Below are 24,145 nucleotides of genomic sequence, written 5' to 3' on the forward strand. Positions count from 1 at the left end.
ATTTTGCTCTCATCCTTGGGAGGTTCTAATTATGACTATTAGATTTCGCAACCGCACTGAAGCAGGTCAGATGTTAGCAAAACATCTCACAGCTTACGCTAACCGTGAAGATGTATTAGTCTTAGGTTTGCCCCGTGGTGGTGTACCAGTAGCATTTGAAGTCGCAAAAGAACTAAATGTACCACTGGATATTTGTTTGGTGAGAAAACTTGGTGTCCCGACTCACAAAGAATTGGCGATGGGCGCGATCGCCTCTGGGGGCGTTCGGGTGTTAAATTACGAAGTTGTCAGTTGGTTGGGCATCTCCAGTCATACGATTGATGAAGTAGCTGCCAAAGAATTGCGGGAATTACAGCGTCGCGATCGCGCCTATCGCGGCGAGAAACCCCAACCAGAGGTTAAAAATCGCACCGTAATTTTAGTAGATGACGGTATTGCCACGAGTTCAACCATGCGTGCTGCCATTGCCGTACTACGGGCACAGCAAGCTCAGCGGATTGTTGTTGCAGTTCCAGTCGCACCACCCGCAACTTGCGAACAGTTACGCACTGAAGTAGACGAAGTAATTTGTTTGACAGCACCAGAGCCGTTATATGCGATCGGTCTTTGGTATGAAGAGTTCTCGCAAACCAGCGACGAAGAAGTACGCGACCTGTTGGCAAGGGGTCAGCTTTTATCAATGACCAATGACCATTGACGAACCTTGGTAGAGTAAAAATATCAGAAAAATATGAAGTCGCCAGACTTTCACGGCAAAACATGGGCAGTATTTGGGAAATCGATTTTTACTCCCGTCCAATTTTGGACGAAAATCAAAAAAAAGTTTGGGAAGTCTTAATTTGCGAAAGCCCCTTGAATGTTGAGACCAGAACAGATTCTTTATTTCGTTATGCTCAATATTGTTCCAGTACCCAGGTAAATTCGGGTTGGTTGCGGACAGCATTGCAAGAGGCGATCGCTAAAGCGGGAGAAGCACCAATCAAAATTCGCTTTTTCCGTCGCCAAATGAACAACATGATTACTAAAGCCTGTCAAGATGCGGGTATCCCCGCCCAACCTAGCCGCCGCACTTTGTTTCTCAATCAATGGCTGAAACAGCGGATGGAGGAAGTCTATCCTCAAGAACCTGGGTATCAAGGAGGGACTAATCCCTCGGTGCGCTTAGAAAGACCCTTACCCCAACGTTTACCAGATGCTTTGGAAGGAAAACAGTGGGTATTTGTCACTTTACAAGCTGCGGATTTTGCAGAAATGACAGAGTGGGAAATTGGTTTCGGCGAGGCATTTCCCCTAGAGTTGGCACAAGTATCGCCCGAAACCCGCATTCCTGGAGTTTTGATTTTCTCTCCTAGGGCATTACCCATAGCGGGTTGGATGTCAGGTTTAGAGTTGGCTTTTTTGAAGTTTGACACTAGCCAAGGGGAGAGATTAGTTTTAGAAACAGGTGCTACTGAAAGTTGGATTTTGGCTAATATCAAAAATCCCCAAACCCTAGCGGAAGCCAAAGGTTTTGAAGAAGCTAAACAACAAGCCAATGGAGTGCATTTTATCGGGGTGCAATCCGATCCCCAAGCAGAATCTTTTGCTGGTTTTTGGCTGCTGCAAGAGGTGAATCTGCCGTAAAGTATATATAAAGAAGGGATAAGAAAGGATAAAGGATAAAGGCTAAAACAAGAAAAAGGGGATACAAGCTGCTGAATTTATTCATAGGTTTGCTTCATACTTCATCCTTTATCCTTCTACTGAGACACTCTGATACAAAATTTATGATTTTGGGATAATTCTCTGCGTCCATGACATGCGGATAGACACCAATGATTTGGGATAATTATCTGCGTCTATCTGCTTTTAAAAATGGCAACTGCCGATACATGCGGATAGATACCAATGATTTGGGATAATTATCTGCGTTTAGCCGCAGTTAAAAATCCAAAATCTATATTTTATCAAGGGTCATGGGTGCTGAAAATTTGTCACAAGATACACTAGCAGAACAGCTACTGGAACTAGCCATAAAATCGGGAGCGCAAGCAGCTGAAGTGTATCAGTCGCGATCGCTTTCTCGTCCCGTGTTTTTTGAGGCTAACCGACTTAAGCAGATAGAAACCAGCCAATCTGAAGGCACAGCACTGCGGCTGTGGCGAAATGGTCGTCCAGGACTCACAGTCGCTTATGGTGATGTCCCAGCACAAGCGATGGTGGAACGCGCTCTGGCTTTGAGTCACCTCAATCAACCCGAACCTGTAGAATTGGGTGGTAACTCTGGGTCAGTCTATCCAGATGTGGGGAAAGCTGTACCCATAGAAGTGTTGGTAGACTGGGGCAAAGAAGCGATCGCCCTCATCCGCGAGGTTTATCCAGATGTGCTTTGCAGCAGCGACTGGGAATGTGATGTGGAAACTACTAGACTTGTCAATAGTCAAGGTTTAGATTGTTACTACACTGACACTACTCTTAGCTGCTATATTTCAGCCGAATGGATACGAGGCGATGATTTTTTAAGTGTTTCTGATGGTCAAACTCAGCGAGACTTTCTCCAACCTGAGAAACTAGCTCATCAAATTTTACAAAGGTTAATTTGGGCTAACGAAAATGTCTCACCCCCTAGCGGTCGCGTTCCAGTTTTGTTTACTTCTAAAGCAGCTGATATGCTTTGGGGTACCGCACAAGCGGCTTTAAATGGCAAGCGCGTCTTAGAAGTAGCTTCTCCTTGGGCAGAACGCTTGGGCAAACCAGTCATGGCACCCAGTCTCACCTTGTACCAAGACCCACAAGCCGGGCCTTACAGTTGCCCTTTTGATGATGAGGGTACTCCTACTACTTCTTTAGTATTTATCCAAAACGGGATTTTACAGCACTTTTACTGCGATCGCACCACTGGACGACAACTTGGTACTGGTACTACAGGAAATGGTTTCCGCCCTGGTTTAGGCAGCTATCCCACCCCTGGTTTATTTAATTTCCTCATCCAGCCTGGTTCTGGATCGCTCTCAGACTTAATTCAAATGATGGATGATGGCTTGATTGTGGATCAAATGTTGGGCAATGGCAGCGGCATTTCTGGCGATTTTTCCATCAATATTGATTTGGGTTATCGCGTGCAAAATGGGCAGGTAATTGGGCGTGTCAAGGATACGATGGTTGCAGGTAACGTCTACACAGCCCTCAAACAATTAGTAAAATTAGGTAGTGATGCTGATTGGAATGGTTCTTGTTATACTCCATCTTTGATAGTAGAAGGACTATCTACTACAGGTAGAAATAATTAAAAATTAATAAAGGTGATTTTTACGTTATTCCCCCCTTACTTCACATAGGTTAGGGGGGAGATGTTCATAGAACTCATGTCTCTTAAAATTGGATGACAACTGTATAAGTAGGTCAGTGTAAATATTTATCGTTGAGACAAGGCAGAAGGCAGAGGGCAGAAGGCAGAAGGGAGGAGGGTTTGAGCTAAGTTGACTTTTCGTTACATAGTTATATTTATTTGCACCTTTCTACTTAAATAAAAAATAAATATTTACTGATTCACTCAATTAAATTTTTAATTTTCAATTTTTAATTATTATGTCGCTTCCTGTTCTTACTCAGCGCTTTCGCAGCTGGTTGCAGCCTAGAAGAGGTTTAGCGATCGCCGAAGCTTCTATTATCGGTCTTGTGGCCGCCCTATCTGCGGTATTTCTGAAAGTAGGTTCGGGATGGTTAGGAACATGGCGAGTCCATACTTCCCATGTTTTACCAGCATGGTTTGCCTTACCATTAGTTGGTTTAATCTTTGGATTTTTGGCTGGCGCTTTAGTACAAAGGTTGGCACCAGAGGCATCAGGTAGCGGTATCCCTCAAGTTAAAGCTACTCTTGGCAATGTTTCAAGTGCATTATCCTGGCGGGTGGCAATTGTAAAGCTACTTAGTGCCATTATTGCCTTGGGTTCCGGGATAACTCTGGGCAGACAAGGCCCCACCGTGCAAGTAGGAGCAAGTTTGGCAGCAGGGATGAGTCGCTGGGTTCCCACCTCTCCAGACCATCGGCGACAGATGATTGCTGCTGGTGCTGGTGCAGGTCTAGCAGCAGCTTTCAATGCCCCACTCGCTGGTGTACTGTTTATTGTCGAAGAGTTACTTCAAGATTTATCCGGACTGACCCTAGGAACAGCCATCATCGCTTCGTTCATTGGTGGGGTGGTATCTCGACTTTTGGGTGGTCGCAGTCTGGAACTAAACCTGCAATTGCTCAACTACTCCAATAAGTTTTCCCTTCCAGAAATTCCCTTCTTTCTGCTGTTGGGCATCTTGGCAGGATTACTGGGTGCATTATTTAATCATGGCATAGTTTTTAGTATAAAATCTTACAGAAAATTACATATAAGTCTGCCACTCAGAGTAGCTTTAGCTGGACTTATTTCTGGTATTGTCGTGGCAATGCTCCCAGATTATTTTCGTGATAACACTGGTTTGCGTGAGTATATGATTACTGGTGACACGAATGCATCCTTAGCGTTAGCGGTGTTTGTGGCTCAATTTATGCTCACTCTCATAGCATTTGGTTCCGGAGCGCCTGGAGGTTTATTTGCTCCCAGCTTAATTTTGGGTTCTTGTTTAGGACACTTTATTGGTGTGTGCGAGTCTCAACTTTTGGGAGTGGGTTCTCTTACTACCTATGCTTTAGCAGGAATGGGGGGATTTTTTAGCGCCGTTTCCAAAGTGCCCATCACAGCAATTGTGATTGTGTTTGAAATGACAACAGATTTCAATCTGGTACTGCCTTTAATGATTGTGTCTGTAGTAGCTTATCTTGTTGCTGATAAAGTAATGCCGGGGTCGCTTTATGACAAACTCTTGCAGTTAAACGGCATTGTGATTAACAAAGCAGCACCTGTCGATGGGATATTGAAAACTCTCACAGCTAAAGATGTCATGCAGCAACAGGTAGAAACTCTGGATGCAGAGATGACCTTAGATGAAGCAAGACAGGCCTTTTCCCGTTCTCATCATCGCGGCTTCCCAGTGGTAGAGGACAGCAAGCTGGTAGGAATTGTCACGCAAACAGATTTGACAAAGATACACAATCGTAATCTACCAAACGATACTCCCCTAAGGGAAATAATGATTACTAGCCCGATGACGGTAACACCGATACACAATCTGAGCAATGTACTATATTTACTTGACCGTTATCAAATTAGTCGCTTACCGGTGGTACAAGGGCGGAAACTAATTGGTATTATCACCCGTGCAGATATTATTCGAGTAGAAGCAGAGCATCTCAACTGTGAAGATGCTGCCCCAAAACTACAACCAGAACCTTCCTATGTAGTTTACCAAACGCGATCGCCCAGCATTGGTAGAGGTAGATTATTAGTACCAGTGGCTAATCCCGAAACAGCAGCTATCCTTTTACAAATGGCAGCAGCTATTGCCCGCGATCGCCATTATGAAATAGAGTGCGTACAAGTGATGTTAGTATCGCGTCACACTTCTCCCGCCGAAACACAGGTAAGAACAGCAAAAAGTCGCCGTTTACTACGACAAGCAGAAGTTCTAGCGAAGAAGTGGCACATTCCTCTACATACACAAATTAGGGTTGCCCACGATCCAGCCCAAGCAATATTAGAGACAATCAACGAGCAACACATCGATTTAATTTTAATGGGTTGGAAAGGTAGCACTTCTACCCCTGGTCGGATTTTTGGCAATGTCGTAGACACCGTAATTCGCCAAGCCACCTGTGATGTGGTGTTGGTGAAGTTAGGAGGAGGCAGGAGGCAGGAGGCAGAAGGCAGAAGGCAGGGAGAACAAGACAAAAATTCTCCCTCATCTCCCCTCATTCTCCCTACTCAGCACTCATCTCCCTTCACTCAGCACTCCTTTAACCGCTGGCTAGTGCCGATGGCTGGTGGCCCTAATGCCACGGTGGCAATTAAGTTGCTACCTGCTTTGGTGACATTGGGTAATGAACCACAAATTCGCCTGACACAGGTGTTTAAGCCATCTGAAATCAAGCCAGATATGACAGTTTTAGAACAAGCCATCCGCCAGCTGATGCGTCGCCGCAAGTTGTCTAACACTGTAATTGCTTCTCCCGTGCAAGCTAATTCCGTTGCCGAAGGTGTGATTAACCTAGTAAAAACCGAAAGTTACGATGTTGTAGTTTTAGGAGCTTCTCGTGAAGGATTATTGCAACAGGTGATTCAAGGTAATATTCCCGAAGCGATCGCTTCTGGTGTAGAAAGTACAGTGATATTGGTCAGAGGTGCGATTAATAATTAAAAATTTAAAAATATTGACAATTTACCAGAGTACTTATGACCCGCAACAAGTATCAGATCCAGGGGATACCAAACTTTAATTGCAAGTTATAGACTCAAATCAACTCAAGCAAATAATGATAGGTGCTGGGTACTTTATACGATATATTTGTAATAGCATCAGTACACCTTTAGCTGATGTGGAATTACGAGAGTTTAGAGATTAGGGCAAAGGTACAGTTACATTATCTCTATTATTTCTCATCATTGGTTATGGCAACCCTTTATGCAGTGATGACAGCATTGGACAACGAGTAGCTAATGCGTTAAGTAATTTATCAACTGACCCCCGAACTTGCTGAGGCTGTAACGAATAGTAATTTAGTAATTTTTGTAAATGCTTGTTTGACTTCAGAAAACAATGATGTCCAAGTAAAATCGCTCTTACCTAATTCCACTATTATCACAAGATATACAGGCGATCCGCGATCGCTTCTTGCTCTCATTCAAGTCCTTTACGTTTATTCCCCACAAGCTTGATGGGTAACAGTGCCAGAGGTGAACTTTGAATTGGGTGAGAGTCTATCACCTTCGGCTGAACAAGAAATAGAAACAGCACTTGAGAAAATAAAGCATTTAATCAAAACTGCGAGGAAATAATTATGCATGAAGTTAGAATAATGCAAGGTGTTCTTGACCGTGCTATTGTGCGTGCTAAAGACGAAGGTGCTCAACATATTCGTTTAGTACAAATGCGAGTTGGTGGAGCGTCTGGTGTAATGCCAGATTCTTTAGAGGTTGCTTTTGATGTTGCCAAAAAAGGAACAATTGCTGAAGATGCTAAGTTACAAGTCGAGCATGTCCCTCTTGTCTGTTACTGCTCGAATTGCAATAGTGAATTTCACCCAATTAACGAGCTTTGCGAATGTCCAGAATGTTACCAACCTTATTGTGAAATACGTCAAGGGAAAGAGTTTGAAATAGCTTTTCTAGAAGTCTCTTGATTCAAAGCTTGAATATGAATCAAAGAATTTCAAAAATAGATTTAGCATATTACTGCGGTTGTGCTGGTTTTTTGCGGGGATTCATCAAAGGAGGGAACTGCGATCGCCTCGTCCATCGACACCCCCAGGAATCTCGAAAATCCTACTAATGTGGGTTATTGGAGCTACAACTGCGTACTGGACTATTGCGTTGGCCAATTTTTGCCACTGCACCCAAAATACACTTTGCACTCAATTTACAGCCTAGAATGTTCAAAATGAATCTCGTTGCTGGGAGTATTGACTGCGACAGCAATAGGGAAACGCTAGGAGTGAAGTATGAGTGTTGAACCGCAATATTACGGCAAGTCATAGCGCTATGTTGACTTGGGTGTAGCAAGCTGTGGAGCGTAGATGCAAAGCGGTTTGGCACAGACATCGCTGTTACCTAGCTTTGTATCTACTTTGCCACACCCAATCCAATCAATTCCAAAATGTTGCGATTGCTGCACCAACATCAATACAGAAGCATTTCAGGTTTTTTCGTCCGCAATTTGCTTTTTAAGTGAGTCAATCTCTCCAACTACTTCTTGGCGAGTGTCAGATTTAAAAAAATAGCGAAAAGCAAACCAGATTACGTAACCAAATCCAATTAACTCAAAAATTGGAGAAATCAATGGAATATCACTAATTGCATCTGTAATTGCCAATAATATCTTGAGGGCATTCACTACGACAACAAGTAAAGTAAAGCTAATAATCAGCAGCTTGTACTCATCGTAGAAACTAAGTATGTATGCAGGTAGCTGCTCCGAAAAATCAGAAATTTTTTGACTGATTTTTGAGACTTGCTTATTCAGTTTATTGTTACTTGATAATGTTGACAATTCTCCGGGTTCGGAATCTTTAATTGTTGTCATGTTATCTAGCGATCTAGGATTGTCATATCCCAGTTGTTGTACTTTGCTTTCCATAGCTTGATTGGAATAAATTATTTCTAGACAAATATCACATTACTATTGCGACATCTTTGGAACTAATTTTCCTCGTTCCCTTGGGGTAAAGTTTGTCTATCTCAAGAGTTATAAAATAACTCTTTCAACTTATACCAGTTAAAATATTATATAAAATTCCAATTTCAGCTTTGACATTAATAAACTTCGTCTACTTTGAAAACTGTACTTTTTTGCTAAGATACTGAGATTGCTTCCTCACGTCGCAATGACGCATCTGAATTATTGTCAACTCCATGTTGAAACCTGGACGAGATTTAGAATAAATATGCAAATAACATTAGTATTGTCTATGAGAAATTTCATCTTTTGCTGATTCACATACAGACCTATCACAGAGTATGCGATCAACCGAAGTAAGCCTTAAGGCGATACAAGAATGGTGCGATCGCTTTGCCAATCTGTCCTACTCTATAAGTGCAAGCGATCGCCTCATGATTGACATCCCATTTGGCATAAAAATTCTTGGGTGTCATTCCTAGTTGACAATGGCTGTATAGATCAATCAAATTTTGCTCTCGTACCTGTAAAGGACGCGGATTAGTCATAGCGGCGACCCTTCCAGTGGTTCTAAATCTTCTTCCCAGGCAATATCGGCAGATATCCAAGCAGCACTGGCACTGTCTTTGCTCAACCAAATCAGGTAGCACCAAGTCCAGCGAGCAAAGCTGTAAAATCTGCCGATCGCAATTCCCCAATCGGTATCAGAACCAATCCAACGCAATTGATCGCCGTATAAAAAGCGAGGTGTCTTTGCTGTATTCGGAAAGTCTTCGGGTAAATCAACAGAACCTGGTGAAAATTTCTGGTTGATTAATCTTGGGAGTGAATCTTGGCGATTGAGCGCCAACGCACTCAAATAATTAGTAACTAGTTCAGCATCAATGCTTTGTCGCAAATGGCGGTGTTAATTCTCAAACGAGCGATTAAACAAGCGCAGGCGGATGGAACTATTTCGCTAAATCAAGGAAAAGGAAAATGAGGCGATCGCTTGATGGGAAAAGTTTCGTTTTAATCCTCCTTCTTCTCGCCAGCAGTTGGAGGTATTAGCTAAGGTTGTGGGATTGATGCCGATAAGTTAGCGCAGATCAAGCACCTGCTGGGGTGGGGATGAAAATGGAGTCTATTCGGTTATGTGCTGCTTGTTATACTGAGTTACCATGTCACAAGATTCAGTGGCAGTTGTAACGCAGCCAGATACAGTTGAACCACAACCAGGGAAAGGAAAGAAATATAAGAAAACCAAAAAATCCAAACAATCAGATGGCGATCGCAGTATCTCTAAAACTTTGTTTGAGGCTTACCGGGACACAGAAGAAATTGTGACTCGTTGTGCAATTAGCTATTTGCTCAAAAATGGCTGCAAAATTAACAATAAAGACGAAGACGGGGTTGAAAGCGTCCATCAATTGCTATCCCGGATGATGCGATCGCAAGTTTCAACACCTCTTCCAGCTAAACGCCAACTTTTATTATGTAAGGTTTCAAAATTTAGAGGTGGGTTGAAAGGAATATCATCTTCCCAATTTTTATTCTTGTACAGGCTAGATCAAAGTTTGGGTTGATAATTTCAGGCTCAGCATAGAATAAAGGGAAGTTGGTTGTTGAAGAGGACATTAATTTGTTAACAGTGACAAATAATTAGTTAATGTACAGCGACAAAAAGCGGGCGATGGGACTCGAACCCACGACGTTCACCTTGGGAAGGTGACATTCTACCACTGAATTACACCCGCAAATAGTTCTTAGCTCAAATAAAGCTAGCTGATATTATAGCACTACTTACCAATCTAGAATTTAAGAAGCCGATTGTTCGCTAGTAGGCGGCAGATTAATGACTTCATGCTCGTCGACAGAGTAACGTGGTGGTTTCTTGCCAAAGCCATAACGCAATGTATCCAAAATCCACCTCTGGAAGTTGTCGATGTAGCTAAATATCACTGGTACAACTACCAATGTCAGCAGCGTGGAAGTTGTAAAACCACCCATAATGGCAATTCCCATCGGCTGGCGGACTTCGGAACCCGCGCCAATTCCTAATGCTAGGGGTAGAGTACCAGCGATCGTTGCCAGAGAAGTCATCATAATCGGGCGCAGACGCGACACACCAGCCTCTATCAAAGCATGACGCTGGGATTTACCTTCCTGCATATTGATGATTGTGTAGTCCACCAAGAGAATCGAGTTTTTGGTGACAATCCCCAACAGTAGTACGATGCCAATCAGGGCATAGATTCCCAAGGGTTTTTGGGCAACCATTAATCCTACAAGTGCGCCGCCCAAACAAAACGGTAATGCCGCCATAATCGACAAGGGATGAAGGAAATTGTTATACAGCAGGACGAGAATTGCATAGATGCACATGACTGCTAGTGCCAGTGCGCCACCAAAACGACTGAAAATGTCCTGCATAATTTTGGCGCTACCAGAAGGTTGCTGTGCTACCCCTGGTGGTAAGTCTTGCAGTGCAGGTAGTTGGTTGACTGCTTGTACTGCTTCTCCCAAAGAAATACCTTGCAAGTTGGCTTCTACAGCAACTTGACGGGCGCGATCGTAGCGATTAATGGTTGCAGGGCCGCTGCCAAAGCGAATATCTGCAACGGCTACTAAGGGAACCAAGCTACCATTTTGACTGGGAACTTGGAGGTTTTTCAGGTTATTGATGTCTGCACGAGCTTGCGGGTCGATTTGGACGCGGATAGGAATTTGCCGATCGCTTAAATTAAACTTGGCTAAATTTGCATCGTTGTCGCCGATAGTAGCAAGAGAGGCAGTACGAGCGATCGCTTGCACTGTTACGCCCAAATCTGCTGCCCGCTGGGGATTGGGAATCACTACTATTTCTGGTTTTACCAAACTGGCAGTAGAAGAAACTTCCACTAATCCAGACACGCCTCGCATTTGCTTTTCTAGTGCATCAGCAGTTTGATTTAATGCTTGCGGATTTTCACTTCTGAGGACTATTGATAAACCCTTGCGGCTATCTCCTGGACTCTGACTTTGAAAACTGATTCTCGCTCCCGGTATTTGCTCAAACAAGGGACGTACTTGTTCCTCGAATTGTTTTTGAGAAATCTTGCGTTCTTCCTTGGGTTTGAGTTGGACGGCGAGGGTAGCAGAATTAATTTCTTCTGTAGCTAGTACGCGTTCAACTACTGGATTTTTCAGGATGAAATCAGTTGTTTGGGTAGCAACCTTGTTAACATCCTCCAAAGTAGAACCAGGGGGTAGTTCAATAGAAATAGTAGAAAGACCCAAGTCGCCGTCATCAACGAAACCCTTGGGAATCAAAGGAACCAGCATCAGACTAGCCATGAAAAAAGCCAGAGCGATCGCCATTGTGATTAATTTATGGCGTAATGCTGACTGTAACAGTAATTTATAGGGCTGAAAGCGGCGCTGGTTGAATTTTGGATGTTGAACGTTGGACTTTACATTAAAGAGTTTTCCTAATCTCTTCTTTGCTTGACTGGCACTAGGCTGCTTCTTCTCTTTCAACAGATATGCACCCATCATCGGTGTAATCATCCGCGCCACCATAGTTGAAAAAATCGTGGAAACGGCAACAGTAACACCAAAGGGTTGGAAAAACTGCCCAGGAACGCCACCCATAAAGGCAACGGGCAGAAATACAGCAATAATCGTCGCAGAAGAAGCCATGACTGCTAATCCCACTTCGTCAGAAGACTCAAAAGCAGCTTGCCATGCTGATTTACCCATCGCCATGTGCCGTTCCATGTTTTCAATTTCCACGACGGCATCATCAACTAAGTTACCTACCGCCAATGCTAATGCCAGCAAAGTCATGTTGTTGAGCGTGTAACCAAGGGCTTGCTGCACGGCAAAGGTAGGAATCATCGACAAGGGTAAAGCGACAGCCGTAATTAATGTAGCTCGCCAATCTCGTAGAAACACTAGAATGACGATGACTGACAGTATCGAGGCTTGAATTAATTCATCAATAGTACTTTCATAAGATTGGCGGACAATATCAGCTCTGGTAAAAATTAAATCCAGCTTCACATCTGGGGGAAGAGTTTTGTGCAGTTGTGCGACTGCTGCTTTCACTCCTTCTTCCACAGTCACCATGACGCTGCCAGTACTACGCAAGACCTGGAAAGCTACCACAGGCTGGTTGTTCAAGCGGGCGGACTGTCGGACATCGCCAAACTTATCTTCAACGGTTCCCAAACTGGATAGGGGCACGGAACCACCCTCTGGCAGGAGAATTTCATAGGTTTGTAAAACATTCACACTGGCAGCACTACCAAGGGTGCGGATAGTTTGTTCGCTACCACCGACTTCGGCGCGTCCTCCAGGCAAGTTAATATTCAAAGCGCGGATTTGGTCGTTTACTTGGGTAGCAGTAATGCCCAGAGACTGTAACCTATTGGGATCGAGATTAATGCGGATTTCTCTGTCAACTCCACCCACACGCTTAATCTGTGCCACACCCTTGACTGCTAACAAGGCACGGCTAATAGTTTGGTCTACAAGATTGCTTAATTCTTCTACAGAACGGCGATCGGATTTGACTGCATACGTAATCACTGGGCCGCCAGCAAAATCCAGACGTTGCACAATTGGATCGTTGATGTCTTGGGGTAGACTTTGGCGAATTTGAGCGATCGCATTTCGCACATCATTGGTGGCGCGATCGCTATTTGTACCCAAAACAAAATTAATAGTTGTTCTGGAGCTGCCATCGCTAACCGTGGAAATCATATTATCGATATTACCTAACCCAGCCACGGCATCTTCAATTTTTTTCGTCACTTGCGATTCAAGTTCCGCCGGTCCCGCCCCTGGTTGGGTGACTGTCACCGAAACTGCGGGTACATCAATATTAGGGTTAGTATCGATTCCCAAGGATATGAAGGAAAACCAACCCACCACCGTCAAAATTAAAAATAAAACTATCGTGGGAACAGGTTTTTTAATTGACCAAGCTGAGATGTTGAAAGACATCGAAGAATTTTAGATTTTGGATTTTAGATTTTGGATTGATTGCTGTCAGGAATTATTGAGTGACGACTCGAACCTTGTCACCATCCTTGAGATAGCCTGCACCGTCAACTACCACGCGTAGACGTGAAACGTCTTGCCCTAGGGCATCGCTTAATTGCAACCCACTCTTGATTTCCACTCTTCCATCGTCGATGGGTTCTCCTACCTCTACTGTCTGGGTGTGTACTATGTCTTCATCGGATAAAGTGAACAAAATCGCACTTCCATCTGGTTGTGGTTGCACTGCTTTTTGCGGCACTGTCATCCCGATGGTGGTATTGGTGGTAATCGCAGCACGGGCAAACATGCCTGGTTTGAGCAAGTCTGTCGGCGGCAAGTCAATTTTGATCGTGGCTTCACGCCTTTTATCATTTACCAGTGGTTGTATATCTTTGACTCTTCCCTGCAACTGGATGCGATTATCAAGGTCGGAGGTAATTTGCACAGATGCGCCAACTTCTACTTGAGGCAGTTGAATTTCGGGAATTTTGGCCTGAAGTTCTAGCCTTTCATCGCGAATAATAGAAAACAGCTTTTGCGTACCACCAATAATAGTTCCTACCTGAGTTTGCGGTGGTACGCCCGTGACATCTCCTACTCTTGCTAATTTCTCAGCTACAATTCCAGAAACCGGGGCACGGACTACGGTTTGCCCTAGTTGAGCTTGCAGTTGTTGCACCTTAGCCACGCTACTGCGGACATCAGCTTTCGCTTTGTTGACATTTGCTTCGGCACTAGTGATATTCGCTTGGGCACTGCCAACATTTGCTTTAGCACCACGAACATTTTCCTCCGCTAGCCGCACAGCCTCTATGGCAGTTTTCACTGTATAGGAACGAGTATCGAGTTCTTGCTGACTAATTGCCCCTGCCCTGGCAAGCTTCTGATAGCGTTGAAAATTCTTTTGAGCTTCTTCTAACCTTGCCTGAGATTGAGCCAAATCTGCTTTTTTTTGTTGTACGATCGCCTGATTAGATACCGTAGTAGCTAGCTTCGATGCCTGCTCTGCTAATTTTGATGCCACATCTGCTTGCTTCGATTCCACATCTGCCTTGGCTTGACTAATTTGAGCTTGCAGTATGGAATCATCCAGTATTGCCAGCACTTGACCTTTTTTAACAAAAGTTCCTTCTTTGATATCTTCGGGGATGATTTTGATTTGTAAGCCGTTTGCTTGTGGCAGAACTGGAATCAAATCGCGGGCTGCTACAGTACCCGTAGTATTGAGGGTACGAGTTACACGAGTCTTTTCTACCGAAGCGATGGTGACAGTCATCGCTGGGTTAACCTTTGGTGCTGCTTTATTTGCTACCGCTGTTTGTTGGCGAGCCGGAAGATAATTTAATATACCCATGCTGCCCAAGGCGATCGCTATCCCCAAGCCAGTACCTGCAAACAACGGTATCAGCCAAGGGCGCGGTTGTCTAGTATCAGGTTTACTAGGAAAGCTATCTACCTCAGCTCTCACAGGTTCTTCCGCCTCGACTTCTGAAAAACTTTCGTTGTCCACAGTCACACCTCCACTTTCCGAATCATGCGATACCACTATTAGTGTTTTAAGAAACGTTGAAATTTATTAGGCATGTTAAATATGACTCATGTTTTAGTATTTAGGCTGTAATAATCCCCAGTATAATAACCTTCAAAAAATTATAATTTTATTCTAATAATAAAAATAAATTCAGTAATTATACGTACTAAATTCTAGGGGATATTAGTATGTCCTTGCTTAGGCTGTAGTTGTCATCAGGCATGAGGAAAGAAAAGGCAGAGGTACAGAGGGGATAGGGACAGAGGTGCAGAGGGGTAGAGAAAGTAAATTTGTCTTCCTTGTCCCCCTTGTCTCCCTGCTCCCCCGACCTCCCACTCTTTTTTTCAAGTCAGGGAAACATAGCTTATCATGTGAGCAAAATATGAAAGCAGCTAGCGCCTACCCGCATCCCTAAGCTACAAAGGAGAAATTGGATCGGCGATTCTGATTATGCCACCTGAGAAACAATCCCTAAATAATTAATATCAACCTGAGCAACTAATATGTTCAATGCCACTGAAATTTTAATTGATGCTTTTGTTAAGCAAATTCGAGAAGGCTACCGTCGTACATACGGCTGCTTAAAAAATGATTATCAAGATATCATCGCTTGGGCTGGTAGCATGGCATTGGAAAACATTGCCAATAGTGATGCGCTTTATCACAATGTTGAACACTCTGTCTTAGTAACCCTTGTAGGGCAGGAAATGTTACGTGGTAAACACATCCGAGAAGGTGGGGTTTCTAGTGAAGACTGGTTGCATTTTATTATTTCCTTGGTATGTCATGATATTGGTTATGTTAAAGGAGTCTGCCGACAAGACCAAGAAGCAGCAGGTCTCTATGCCACTGGTAAAAATGGCAGAATGATTTCTCTCCATCCAGGGGCTTCTGATGCCAGTCTTACACCCTATCATGTCGATCGAGCCAAACTTTTTATTGATGAGCGTTTTGGCGGTCACAAGCTGATAGATGCTGATGTGATCAAGAGTAATATTGAATGGACTCGCTTCCCCGTACCCGCAGCCGAGGATCATCAAGAAACAATTAGTTTTGCTGGTTTAGTACGTGCTGCTGATTTGATTGGGCAATTAAGCGACCCACGTTATTTGAAAAAAATTACTTCTTTATTCTACGAGTTTGAAGAAACTGGAATGAATAAAGTTTTGGGCTATGAGACACCTGCTGATTTACGCAAGAACTACGCCAAGTTTTACTGGAATGGTGTTCATCCCTATATCAAAGATGGACTGCGTTACTTGTCTCTGACACAGCAAGGAAAACAAATTGTCGCTAATCTTTACTCGAATGTGTTTGTTGTAGAACATGAAAAAACTCAAGAAGAACATCTTTATTTAGTTGAGCAACGACATGCTTAAATCAAAAATGATAAGTTAGGAGGGGCGCAAGGCCGCAGCACTCATACAGGAGTTAAGAATTATGAAATATTAAAGATGTATGATAGAAAAGTTTCATAATTTACAACTCATAACTTCTAACTCCTGACTCCTATGAATTGGTGGCAAAGACTTCAAAAAAATCCTTTGGCGCGATTTGGGGCAATTTTACTGTTAATTTTTTATGTGGCGGTAATTGCTGCTGATTTCGTTGCCCCTTACGATCCTTATGCCTCACAGGCAAATGGTTCACTACTGCCACCAACTCAGATTTATTGGGTTTCAAAATCATCAGGACAATTTATCGGCCCTCATATTTATCCAACGACGCAGGGAAACACCGACTTAGAAACAGGCGATCGCCAATTGATTGTAGACTTCAAAAAGCCATCGCCATTGCGTTTATTTGTCTCTGGTCCAGAATACCGATTGTTTGAGCTAATTGTGCCACTGCCACCCAACTGGGATGAAGTCACTATTTTCCCTGGTATACCCTTAAATTGGCATTTGTTTGGCGCAGCTAATGACGCAAAACTTAACATTTTGGGCACTGATGAACAAGGACGGGATCAATTCAGTCGCCTATTACATGGTGGTCGCATTAGCATGTTTATCGGTATTGTTGGGGTGGTAATTACCTTTCCCCTCGGTCTGTTGATCGGAGGTATTTCCGGCTATTTTGGGGGTTGGACTGATAGCATAATCATGCGCTTGGCAGAAGTTCTCATGACCTTCCCCAGCATTTATCTTTTAGTTACCTTGGGTGCAGTATTACCAGCGGGATTAAGCAGCAGCCAGCGCTTTTTATTGATTGTGTTAATTACTTCAGTTATCAGCTGGGCTGGTTTAGCACGGGTAATTCGCGGACAGGTGCTGTCGATTAAAGAGCGAGAATTTGTCCAAGCTGCACGAGCAATGGGCGGTAATCCACTTTATATCATCATCCGCCACGTTTTGCCGCAAACGGCTACTTATGTCATTATCTCTGCAACTCTTGCAGTTCCCAGCTTTATTGGCTCAGAAGCAATACTCAGTCTCATTGGTTTGGGCATTCAACAACCAGATCCTTCTTGGGGTAACATGCTTTCTCTGGCAAGCAATGCTTCTATTTTGGTGTTGCAACCCTGGCTAATCTGGCCGCCAGCGGTGCTGATTATCTTGACGGTGTTGGCTTTCAACTTATTGGGTGATGGGCTGAGAGATGCTCTCGATCCCCGCAGTTTACGCAGATAGGCTGGAAAAAGATCAAATTCTCTTGGGCTTTCACTTACCTAATATCAGGCAAAACATGGGATATGGTGTTGCCTAAGTTTTAAACTATACTAAAAATTAAGGCTGCCACTTAAGCGAACTCAGAGGCAAGCCAGAAAAATTCTTATTTTATTGCTACTCATTAATGAGTCGCAACCTCTACAGTGTTCCACAGATGGTAAAAATTCAGGAAGGGTTAGCTGCAACCCTTCCTGCCACATTATTTACTTAGCAGCGCTTTCAGCAGCTGTGCTAATCATTTTCGCAGCATTTTCTTCGCTTTCAAGAATACCGAACTCAATCAACAACTCTTCTAGCTCTTCCATTTCAATGGGTGTAGGAATGGTGAGATTCTTGTTATTGATGACCTTATTAGCTAATGTCCGGTACTCGTTACCTTGAGCGCTATCAGGTGCGTACTCATTCACGGTCATCCGGCGCAACTCAGCGTGTTGAACAATGTTGTCGCGGGGTACGTAGTGAATCATGTGAGTATTTAAGCGTTTTGCCAGAGTTTCGATTAGTTCGATTTCTCTGTCAACGTTCCGGCTGTTACAAATCAGACCAGCCAAACGCACACCACCTGTGTGTGCATACTTGAGAATACCGCGAGCGATGTTGTTTGCAGCGTACATCGCCATCATTTCACCAGAGGTAACGATGTAAATTTCTTGTGCTTTATTTTCGCGGATAGGCATAGCAAAACCACCGCAAACAACGTCACCTAGTACGTCGTAAGATACAAAGTCAACATCTTGGTAAGCACCATTTTCTTCCAAAAAGTTGATGGCGGTGATAATACCCCGACCAGCGCAACCTACACCAGGTTCTGGGCCACCAGATTCCACGCAACGAACGCCTCGGAAGCCTGTCAACATTACTTCTTCGAGTTCTAGGTCTTCTACTGCACCGCGTTCAGCAGCAAGGTGAAGTACGGTGGTTTGAGCTTTACTGTGCAGCATCAAACGGGTGGAGTCAGCTTTGGGGTCGCAACCCACAATCAGAATACGTTGACCCATTTCTGCCATAGCTGCTAGGGTATTTTGGGAGGTGGTAGACTTACCAATACCGCCCTTACCATAGAAAGCTATTTGTCTGATTTTTTTATCAATAGTCATGGTTTGTGTTTTCCTACAATTACTTTGTCGATGGGACTGGAGGTCGATCTCAGACTTCAGGCTTGGTAGTGTTGGCAAATAGCACTTGCTGACGAACACACCGGGTCAAGATACGAAGAGATTGCATAGACGAGGATTTGATTTGTGCTTAAGGAATATTGCAAGTACTATCAGACGGGCAGTAAGATAACTCTCCTATGCTTCCCAGAGGGTGTGTTTGCTGGGATTTCATATCAAGAGAAATATCTGTTTGCTGATGCTGACTGAAGATTAAAAAGCCTAGACAAAAGCATCGTAGGTTGTTGTAACTAAATCCTTATCGGTTGCTCAGACCTAAAGAATTATTACAGGAGCAATTGCAACTTACACAGGGTTTTTGCCCAGAATCCAACCAACCAAAACTGCAATCTGCTCTAAATAATTGCTACAACATTATTGATATTACTTGTGTCATGATTGCTGATAACTTCTAATTACGATCGCCCCAGCCGATATCCTAAAATACCGAGCGATCGCTTCTTGGTGTTTCTTACAGCTATTCCTTAAAAAACACTTAATCATATCGCTATTCATGCAGGGAATAAGCCCTTAATTACAAGGTAAATCTCTGCATTGGCAACCCCTTACATTCTGGTTTGGGCCGTGTATTGATGACTTTTGACAATATGTTTAAAATCCTGAATTGTGTGGAACGGTATCTATTATGCTTGAAGTTTTCATTTCCACAGTCAGCAATTTCTAGAACATAGTTAGAGCGATTAAACATAGTGAATTTCGCTTGTACTAAGTTCAGTAACCGTTCTAACTTATTTCGGATTGCCAGGCTTTACTAAGAGTCTTTCTTCCTAGGCTCTAATAATAATTGGATCTGGCGGTTAAACTAATTAGGTTAGCCAACTTTTACTGGCTGTTACCTAAGCAAGCTATGGTTGACTTCAAGTTACAACTAAAGTGCTTATCTTGCTTATCTGGCTTTTGTTTATCGTTACTAAAAATTATAACGATATTGAAGCGGACTTACCAGAGCAAAAGGACTTTATCGAGTTTACCTCAATATTGTCTTGAAGTCTTTTTGCATTCTTACTTTTTGATTCCTGTTTTCAGATTAGCATACATTTACTAATTGATTGACCAAAAATAAAATAATTTTTTTGTTCTAGAATATCGCTCTGATTATATTTCATCTTTATTATTGTTATCCTGATAACTTTGATTTTTTTAATAACATTGGTTACATCTAAGCTTTTATATATTGTTACCTTTGTAACAATATATAAAAAATATAATTCCCACGACTTTTGAGGAATGAAAGATTTTAGATTTATCCGTCTAAACTCCTCAATTATATGTAAAATTTATGCATTATATTGAGGGCGATTTTTGAGAAATTTGACATCGAAGCGGGCATGACAAAAGCATAGAGCGATCGCTTACAAACTTTAACTTCAAATAGCGATCGCACCATTCATTTTATTTGGGATATGGTGGGGCGATCGCATACTTGTTTTAATTTATAAATATGAGCTTTTGAACTTTAATCATCACAAAGGTGCAACTTCTGCAAAATCCAAAATTGGCATTATTTAGTTTTTTGGCTTGTCGGGCGCACCATCACAGGTACTAAAGTTTTAACTAAACCCGTAATGGCCACAATCACAGTAGCAATTCCCCCAATCGACAATGAAGTCAAAATTGCTGCTGCGAGAATGATTTCAGTAGGACTGTACCCGTCTCGCATCCAAGTAGATGGTTGCTCTAATGATGTTGGCGAGGCGGGGATTAATTGCGAAGTTTGGGTGGTTTGATTCGTGTTGACTGAAGTTGTGAACGAAGTTTTCATGGCTCGAACCTCTTCTAAATGTTTCTATGCAAATGGTATTTCTGCCAGAAGAAGAGGAGATTCCCTAAAAATGGAGACAAAGTAGAGAGAAAGTAGAAATTAAGTAGAATCGAGAAGAAATCTCACAAGCTGTCTATGCAATGGGCTGATTTTCTAGCCAATGAAGCTGCTACTAATAGCTTATCCCCAGAGCAAACGGCAGCTTTTGTAGAGCGTTTAAAGACTGAAAACTCAGGGAAGAGTGAGGCAAAACTTGCCAGCGAATTGAACATCGGCGCTGCTGCTTTCAAAAAGCGGATGACTAAGGTTTATGACAAATTTGCCCAGAGTTATCCTGAGTTAGCCAATTCTGAAAGCCGGGGTAAGTTAGAAAAGTTACGGGCTTGCCTGACAGCGAAATATAATGGCGGGCAAGACTTCGGCGTGAGCGCTCAGTCGAATGCTGCCCAACCCACAATTAAAGAAATTCATCAAAATATTCCCCCTGCTGTTCCATTTGAAAAATTTGTGGGACGTGAGGCGGAACTAGAAAAACTGCACCAGCAATTACAAACATCTCGGCAAGTTGCAATTGTAGCTGTGGCGGGTATGGGTGGAGTCGGCAAAACTGAACTCGCTACCCAATACGCCAAACAGCATTTGCAGAATTATCAAGGTGGGGTTTGCTGGTTATCTGCACAGGGAATTGATGTCGGAATTCAGATTCTCAGATTTGCCGAACTGAAATTTAAACTTATTGCACCGGACGATTGGGAATTAGCAGATAGGCTGAGATACTGCTGGCAGAATTGGCAAAAAGGCGATGTACTGCTGGTGTTTGATGATGTCACTGACTACAAAAAACAGGTTCAGCGTTATCTACCCTCAGAATCACCCCGGTTTAAAGTATTGCTGACAACGCGCCTGGGATTTGATAGAACTTTGCCGCAATTACGTTTAGATGTTCTCAAACCATTAGCGGCAATGAAATTATTAAAATCGCTGGTTGACAGAGAACGACTTAAAAGCGAACCTTGGGTTGCGAGAAAAATTTGTAAATTCTTGGGATATTTGCCTTTGGCGTTAGAGTTAGTGGGGCGATATCTGGATACAATGCCAGACTTATCTCTGGAAAAAATGCTGAAGCGGCTAGAGAAAAAGCGACTGGAACACGAAGCAATAGCCAAGGCTAACCCATTGATGCGTTATGAATATGGTGTAGCTGAAGCTTTTGCATTGAGTTGGGAACAGTTGGATGAAAATGCACAAGATATTGGCAGTAGCCTAAGTTTATATGCTTTGGCTGACATTCCTCTGTATTTTGAGACGATAGAAGATGATGAACAACAAGAAGTATGGGAAAAAGCCATAGCCGATTTGCTCGAATTGCATTTGCTACAACGGCAAACTAGAGGAATTTATCAGTTACATCCATTGCTTCGGCAATTTTTTCAAACGAAACTGGATAAGTCTAGCAATGCAGATGAGGTAAAAACTGTTTTTGTGGCGCAGATGGTAGAGATAGCAAGGCAAATTTCGGAAAGACCTACCCGTGATTGGATTAAGAAAGTTGCTTTTTTTATCCCACATCTGGCAGAAGTCGCTGATAATCTAACTGCCTACATTAGTGATGAAGATTTAATCTTTATTTTCAGAGGCTTAGGCTGGTTCTATCAAGGTCAAGGGTTGCATGAAAAGGCAGAACCCTGGTTACAAGAGTGTGTAAAAGTTATTGAAAATCGCCTTAGTTCAAAACATTACTATTTTAGTGTTAGCTTAAATAACTTAGCAAATCTTTATAAAGATCAAGGACGATACAACGAAGCCGAATCAACATATAAACAAGCATTAGAACTATGGAAATACTTGTCAGTAAGTAGCGATATCGATTTTCCCATCATTTTAGATAATTTAGCAGGACTTTACTATTTTAAAGGAAAATATAGCGACGCAGAACTTCTCTATTTTCAAGCTTTAGAAATTTTTACCAGTGTTTTAGGAAATGAAAATCTTTATGTAGCTAATACCCTAAACAACCTGGCAGTACTTTACGACATTCAACAACACTATGGTAAAGCTGAAACACTGTATGGGCAAGTTTTAGAAATGAGAAAACGCCTACAGGGAGAAAACCACCCAGACTTTGCTCAAAGCTTAAACAATCTTGCAGCATTCTACGAAAGTCAAGGACACTACATTGAAGCTGAAACTCTATACAGGCGAGCTTTAAAATTGAGAAAATCCTTACAAGGAAAAAACCACCCAGACTTTGCTCAAATTTTAAACAATTTAGGCCATTTGCACAATTCTCAAGAACGCTACAGTTATGCTGAATCGCTATTAAAGAAAGCTTTGGAAATAAGAAAACGTTTACACGGAGAAAACCATCCTGATGTTGCTCAAAGTCTGAACAGCTTGGCAACAGTTTATATGTATACTAGAAGATACGATGAAGCTAAACCTCTATTACAGAAAGCTTTAGAACTTAGAAAACTTCTACTTCCAAAGAATCATCCTGATATTGCTACAAGCTTGAACAACTTAGCAGGACTGTATAGTTCTACAGGACTCTACAGTAAAGCAGAACCCCTTTACCTGCAAGCCTTGGAAATTCTTGAGCTTACTTTAGGTGTAGGTCATTCTCGTACAATGACGATTCGAGAAAATTATGAGATTTTTATTAAAAAAGCATATGGCTAATAAGTTGCACATTGTATGGTCGCTCCCTCATTCATAAAAGAAACTAAAGCATCAAGCAATCGTCTACAAATTGTAACTTCAAACAGCGATCGCTCCCTTTTATCTCTTCCTGCGTGCCCTTTGCGTCCTTCGCAGTTCGATTCTCATGCTAATTGGCGAAACGCGATCGCCCATTCATCTCTAAATTAAACTGAAACATAGAGCGATCGCTTAACCATTTCGATTTTTCAAGGTTCAAAGATTCAATATTAGCGCTCTTGAATCTACCCAAAAGAATACTATCTAATAAATAGAGGATAAATTTATGCGAACAGTACCAATTCAATTACCAGAAACAGTATTTTCAGCACTGCGTAAAAATCCTGAAGAATTTATTCAGGAAATGCGAATTGCAGCAGCAGTTAAATGGTATGAATTAGGTGACATTTCACAAGCAAAAGCAGCAGAAATTGCTGGGCTAACTCGTGCTGAATTTATTAATGCTTTATCACGCTACCAAGTAGATTTTATGCAATATACTGCCCAAGAGTTAGCCGAGGAATTGGCAAATGTCGATTAATCGTGTAATTATTAACTCTTCACCTTTGATTGTTCTTTTGAAAAGTCAACAAGCAAAATTAATTCCACAATTATTCACAGAAGTTTTAGTTCCATTAGGTGTTTTTGAAGAAATCACAACAAAAGATGATGTGGCATCAACACAATTACCCAGTATTTCTTGGATACAAACAGTAGAAGTTAATAGTATTGCTCCTGTTGTAGCAGCTTGGGATTTAGGAAAGGGAGAATCACAAGTATTGAGTTTGGCACTAAAGAATTCAGACTGTGCCGCTATTGTTGACGATAGGGCAGCACGGCGTTGTGGTCAAGCTTTAAGTATTACTACTATCGGAACAGGAGGTTTGCTGATATTAGCAAAAAGACGTGGATTAATCCCAAGCATACAGCAGTTCCCGGTGTTATGAGGTACAGTAACAGCAATTAGTAAACCAATTTTTTAAATCTTGAGGATTCATTAAGTTGAGTGCAACTGAGATTACTGTATCAACCATTTTTGTTGTAGTTGGAGCAAAACTGCGTA

Annotated in this window: 20 protein-coding genes and 1 tRNA gene; 13 read left to right on the forward strand and 8 right to left on the reverse strand. The window is 42.5% G+C overall.

Annotated features, from left to right (window positions below):
* Nucleotides 1-31: 31 nt before the first annotated feature.
* The 7 genes from RMY31_RS02320 (at nucleotide 32) to RMY31_RS02350 (ending at nucleotide 7,398) form a co-directional block, all read left to right on the forward strand.
* Nucleotides 32-697: a phosphoribosyltransferase gene (locus tag RMY31_RS02320; protein WP_322658936.1), complete on the forward strand. Its 666-nt coding sequence runs from the start codon at nucleotides 32-34 to the stop codon at nucleotides 695-697.
* A gap of 62 nt (nucleotides 698-759) precedes the next feature.
* Nucleotides 760-1,623, forward strand: coding sequence for a Tab2/Atab2 family RNA-binding protein (locus tag RMY31_RS02325; protein ID WP_322658976.1), 864 nt, complete (start codon nucleotides 760-762; stop codon nucleotides 1,621-1,623).
* Nucleotides 1,624-1,955: 332 nt separating this feature from the next.
* Nucleotides 1,956-3,269: a TldD/PmbA family protein gene (locus RMY31_RS02330; RefSeq protein WP_322658935.1), complete on the forward strand. Its 1,314-nt coding sequence runs from the start codon at nucleotides 1,956-1,958 to the stop codon at nucleotides 3,267-3,269.
* Between the two features lie 298 nt (nucleotides 3,270-3,567).
* Entirely contained in the window at nucleotides 3,568-6,267 is a 2,700-nt protein-coding gene (locus RMY31_RS02335; RefSeq protein ID WP_322658934.1) for a chloride channel protein, read from the forward strand.
* 383 nt (nucleotides 6,268-6,650) lie between these two features.
* Nucleotides 6,651-6,785: a hypothetical protein gene (locus RMY31_RS02340; protein ID WP_322658933.1), complete on the forward strand. Its 135-nt coding sequence runs from the start codon at nucleotides 6,651-6,653 to the stop codon at nucleotides 6,783-6,785.
* 122 nt (nucleotides 6,786-6,907) lie between these two features.
* A complete protein-coding gene (gene hypA, locus RMY31_RS02345) occupies nucleotides 6,908-7,249 on the forward strand; it encodes a hydrogenase maturation nickel metallochaperone HypA (protein ID WP_322658932.1) in 342 nt (113 codons plus the stop codon).
* A 14-nt stretch (nucleotides 7,250-7,263) separates the two neighbouring features.
* The gene (locus RMY31_RS02350) at nucleotides 7,264-7,398 is read left to right on the forward strand and encodes a hypothetical protein (RefSeq protein ID WP_322658931.1); all 135 of its coding nucleotides are present in this window, start codon (nucleotides 7,264-7,266) and stop codon (nucleotides 7,396-7,398) included.
* A 363-nt stretch (nucleotides 7,399-7,761) separates the two neighbouring features.
* Here RMY31_RS02350 and RMY31_RS02355 read toward each other — a convergent pair whose 3' ends face one another.
* The 3 genes from RMY31_RS02355 to RMY31_RS02365 form a co-directional block, all read right to left on the reverse strand.
* Nucleotides 7,762-8,202: a CAAD domain-containing protein gene (locus RMY31_RS02355; RefSeq protein ID WP_322658930.1), complete on the reverse strand. Its 441-nt coding sequence runs from the start codon at nucleotides 8,200-8,202 to the stop codon at nucleotides 7,762-7,764.
* A 386-nt stretch (nucleotides 8,203-8,588) separates the two neighbouring features.
* Nucleotides 8,589-8,789 (reverse strand): hypothetical protein, encoded by a 201-nt coding sequence (locus tag RMY31_RS02360; RefSeq protein WP_322658929.1) that lies wholly within the window; start codon nucleotides 8,787-8,789, stop codon nucleotides 8,589-8,591.
* Complete coding sequence (locus RMY31_RS02365; protein ID WP_322658928.1) at nucleotides 8,786-9,139, reverse strand: hypothetical protein; 354 nt, start codon at nucleotides 9,137-9,139, stop codon at nucleotides 8,786-8,788. The genes RMY31_RS02360 and RMY31_RS02365 overlap by 4 nt, the downstream gene beginning before the upstream one ends.
* Before the next feature lie 262 nt (nucleotides 9,140-9,401).
* Between RMY31_RS02365 and RMY31_RS02370 the strand changes: the two genes are divergently transcribed.
* Nucleotides 9,402-9,806: a hypothetical protein gene (locus RMY31_RS02370; protein WP_322658927.1), complete on the forward strand. Its 405-nt coding sequence runs from the start codon at nucleotides 9,402-9,404 to the stop codon at nucleotides 9,804-9,806.
* A 99-nt stretch (nucleotides 9,807-9,905) separates the two neighbouring features.
* On the opposite strand, the gene RMY31_RS02375 is transcribed toward RMY31_RS02370, so the two are convergent.
* The 3 genes from RMY31_RS02375 to RMY31_RS02385 form a co-directional block, all read right to left on the reverse strand.
* Nucleotides 9,906-9,977 (reverse strand) — tRNA-Gly (locus RMY31_RS02375).
* Nucleotides 9,978-10,038: 61 nt separating this feature from the next.
* Nucleotides 10,039-13,209 carry an efflux RND transporter permease subunit gene (locus RMY31_RS02380; protein ID WP_322658926.1) on the reverse strand — a complete coding sequence of 1,057 codons (3,171 nt, stop codon included), beginning with the start codon at nucleotides 13,207-13,209 and terminating at the stop codon, nucleotides 10,039-10,041.
* 52 nt (nucleotides 13,210-13,261) lie between these two features.
* Nucleotides 13,262-14,758 (reverse strand): efflux RND transporter periplasmic adaptor subunit, encoded by a 1,497-nt coding sequence (locus tag RMY31_RS02385; protein ID WP_322658925.1) that lies wholly within the window; start codon nucleotides 14,756-14,758, stop codon nucleotides 13,262-13,264.
* A gap of 524 nt (nucleotides 14,759-15,282) precedes the next feature.
* Between RMY31_RS02385 and RMY31_RS02390 the strand changes: the two genes are divergently transcribed.
* A complete protein-coding gene (locus RMY31_RS02390) occupies nucleotides 15,283-16,158 on the forward strand; it encodes an Npun_R2479 family HD domain-containing metalloprotein (protein ID WP_322658924.1) in 876 nt (291 codons plus the stop codon).
* A 132-nt stretch (nucleotides 16,159-16,290) separates the two neighbouring features.
* Nucleotides 16,291-17,409 carry an ABC transporter permease gene (locus tag RMY31_RS02395; protein ID WP_322658923.1) on the forward strand — a complete coding sequence of 373 codons (1,119 nt, stop codon included), beginning with the start codon at nucleotides 16,291-16,293 and terminating at the stop codon, nucleotides 17,407-17,409.
* A gap of 242 nt (nucleotides 17,410-17,651) precedes the next feature.
* On the opposite strand, the gene nifH is transcribed toward RMY31_RS02395, so the two are convergent.
* Both nifH and RMY31_RS02405 read right to left on the reverse strand, forming a co-directional pair.
* Nucleotides 17,652-18,545: a nitrogenase iron protein gene (gene nifH / locus RMY31_RS02400; protein WP_322658922.1), complete on the reverse strand. Its 894-nt coding sequence runs from the start codon at nucleotides 18,543-18,545 to the stop codon at nucleotides 17,652-17,654.
* Between the two features lie 1,579 nt (nucleotides 18,546-20,124).
* On the reverse strand, nucleotides 20,125-20,385 hold the full coding sequence (locus tag RMY31_RS02405) for a hypothetical protein (protein WP_322658921.1): 261 nt from the start codon (nucleotides 20,383-20,385) through the stop codon (nucleotides 20,125-20,127).
* Nucleotides 20,386-20,520: 135 nt separating this feature from the next.
* Between RMY31_RS02405 and RMY31_RS02410 the strand changes: the two genes are divergently transcribed.
* The 3 genes from RMY31_RS02410 (at nucleotide 20,521) to RMY31_RS02420 (ending at nucleotide 24,029) form a co-directional block, all read left to right on the forward strand.
* Nucleotides 20,521-23,064: a tetratricopeptide repeat protein gene (locus tag RMY31_RS02410; RefSeq protein ID WP_409877135.1), complete on the forward strand. Its 2,544-nt coding sequence runs from the start codon at nucleotides 20,521-20,523 to the stop codon at nucleotides 23,062-23,064.
* A 304-nt stretch (nucleotides 23,065-23,368) separates the two neighbouring features.
* Nucleotides 23,369-23,623 carry a UPF0175 family protein gene (locus tag RMY31_RS02415; RefSeq protein WP_322658919.1) on the forward strand — a complete coding sequence of 85 codons (255 nt, stop codon included), beginning with the start codon at nucleotides 23,369-23,371 and terminating at the stop codon, nucleotides 23,621-23,623.
* Entirely contained in the window at nucleotides 23,613-24,029 is a 417-nt protein-coding gene (locus tag RMY31_RS02420) for a DUF3368 domain-containing protein (protein ID WP_322658918.1), read from the forward strand. Before RMY31_RS02415 ends, RMY31_RS02420 begins: the two co-directional genes overlap by 11 nt.
* Nucleotides 24,030-24,145: the final 116 nt, after the last annotated feature.

The sequence above is a fragment of the Dendronalium sp. ChiSLP03b genome (assembly GCF_034531165.2).
GTDB lineage: Bacteria > Cyanobacteriota > Cyanobacteriia > Cyanobacteriales > Nostocaceae > Dendronalium > Dendronalium minutum.

Bases quoted from the DNA above. Each gene is read 5' to 3' on its own strand.
- RMY31_RS02320 (WP_322658936.1), top strand. From the start codon at position 32: ATGACTATTAGATTTCGCAACCGCACTGAAGCAGGTCAGATGTTAGCA.
- RMY31_RS02325 (WP_322658976.1), top strand. From the start codon at position 760: ATGGGCAGTATTTGGGAAATCGATTTTTACTCCCGTCCAATTTTGGAC.
- RMY31_RS02330 (WP_322658935.1), top strand. From the start codon at position 1,956: ATGGGTGCTGAAAATTTGTCACAAGATACACTAGCAGAACAGCTACTG.
- RMY31_RS02335 (WP_322658934.1), top strand. From the start codon at position 3,568: ATGTCGCTTCCTGTTCTTACTCAGCGCTTTCGCAGCTGGTTGCAGCCT.
- hypA (WP_322658932.1), top strand. From the start codon at position 6,908: ATGCATGAAGTTAGAATAATGCAAGGTGTTCTTGACCGTGCTATTGTG.
- RMY31_RS02350 (WP_322658931.1), top strand. From the start codon at position 7,264: ATGAATCAAAGAATTTCAAAAATAGATTTAGCATATTACTGCGGTTGT.
- RMY31_RS02355 (WP_322658930.1), bottom strand. From the start codon at position 8,202: ATGGAAAGCAAAGTACAACAACTGGGATATGACAATCCTAGATCGCTA.
- RMY31_RS02360 (WP_322658929.1), bottom strand. From the start codon at position 8,789: ATGACTAATCCGCGTCCTTTACAGGTACGAGAGCAAAATTTGATTGAT.
- RMY31_RS02370 (WP_322658927.1), top strand. From the start codon at position 9,402: ATGTCACAAGATTCAGTGGCAGTTGTAACGCAGCCAGATACAGTTGAA.
- RMY31_RS02380 (WP_322658926.1), bottom strand. From the start codon at position 13,209: ATGTCTTTCAACATCTCAGCTTGGTCAATTAAAAAACCTGTTCCCACG.
- RMY31_RS02390 (WP_322658924.1), top strand. From the start codon at position 15,283: ATGTTCAATGCCACTGAAATTTTAATTGATGCTTTTGTTAAGCAAATT.
- RMY31_RS02395 (WP_322658923.1), top strand. From the start codon at position 16,291: ATGAATTGGTGGCAAAGACTTCAAAAAAATCCTTTGGCGCGATTTGGG.
- nifH (WP_322658922.1), bottom strand. From the start codon at position 18,545: ATGACTATTGATAAAAAAATCAGACAAATAGCTTTCTATGGTAAGGGC.
- RMY31_RS02405 (WP_322658921.1), bottom strand. From the start codon at position 20,385: ATGAAAACTTCGTTCACAACTTCAGTCAACACGAATCAAACCACCCAA.
- RMY31_RS02410 (WP_409877135.1), top strand. From the start codon at position 20,521: ATGCAATGGGCTGATTTTCTAGCCAATGAAGCTGCTACTAATAGCTTA.
- RMY31_RS02415 (WP_322658919.1), top strand. From the start codon at position 23,369: ATGCGAACAGTACCAATTCAATTACCAGAAACAGTATTTTCAGCACTG.
- RMY31_RS02420 (WP_322658918.1), top strand. From the start codon at position 23,613: ATGTCGATTAATCGTGTAATTATTAACTCTTCACCTTTGATTGTTCTT.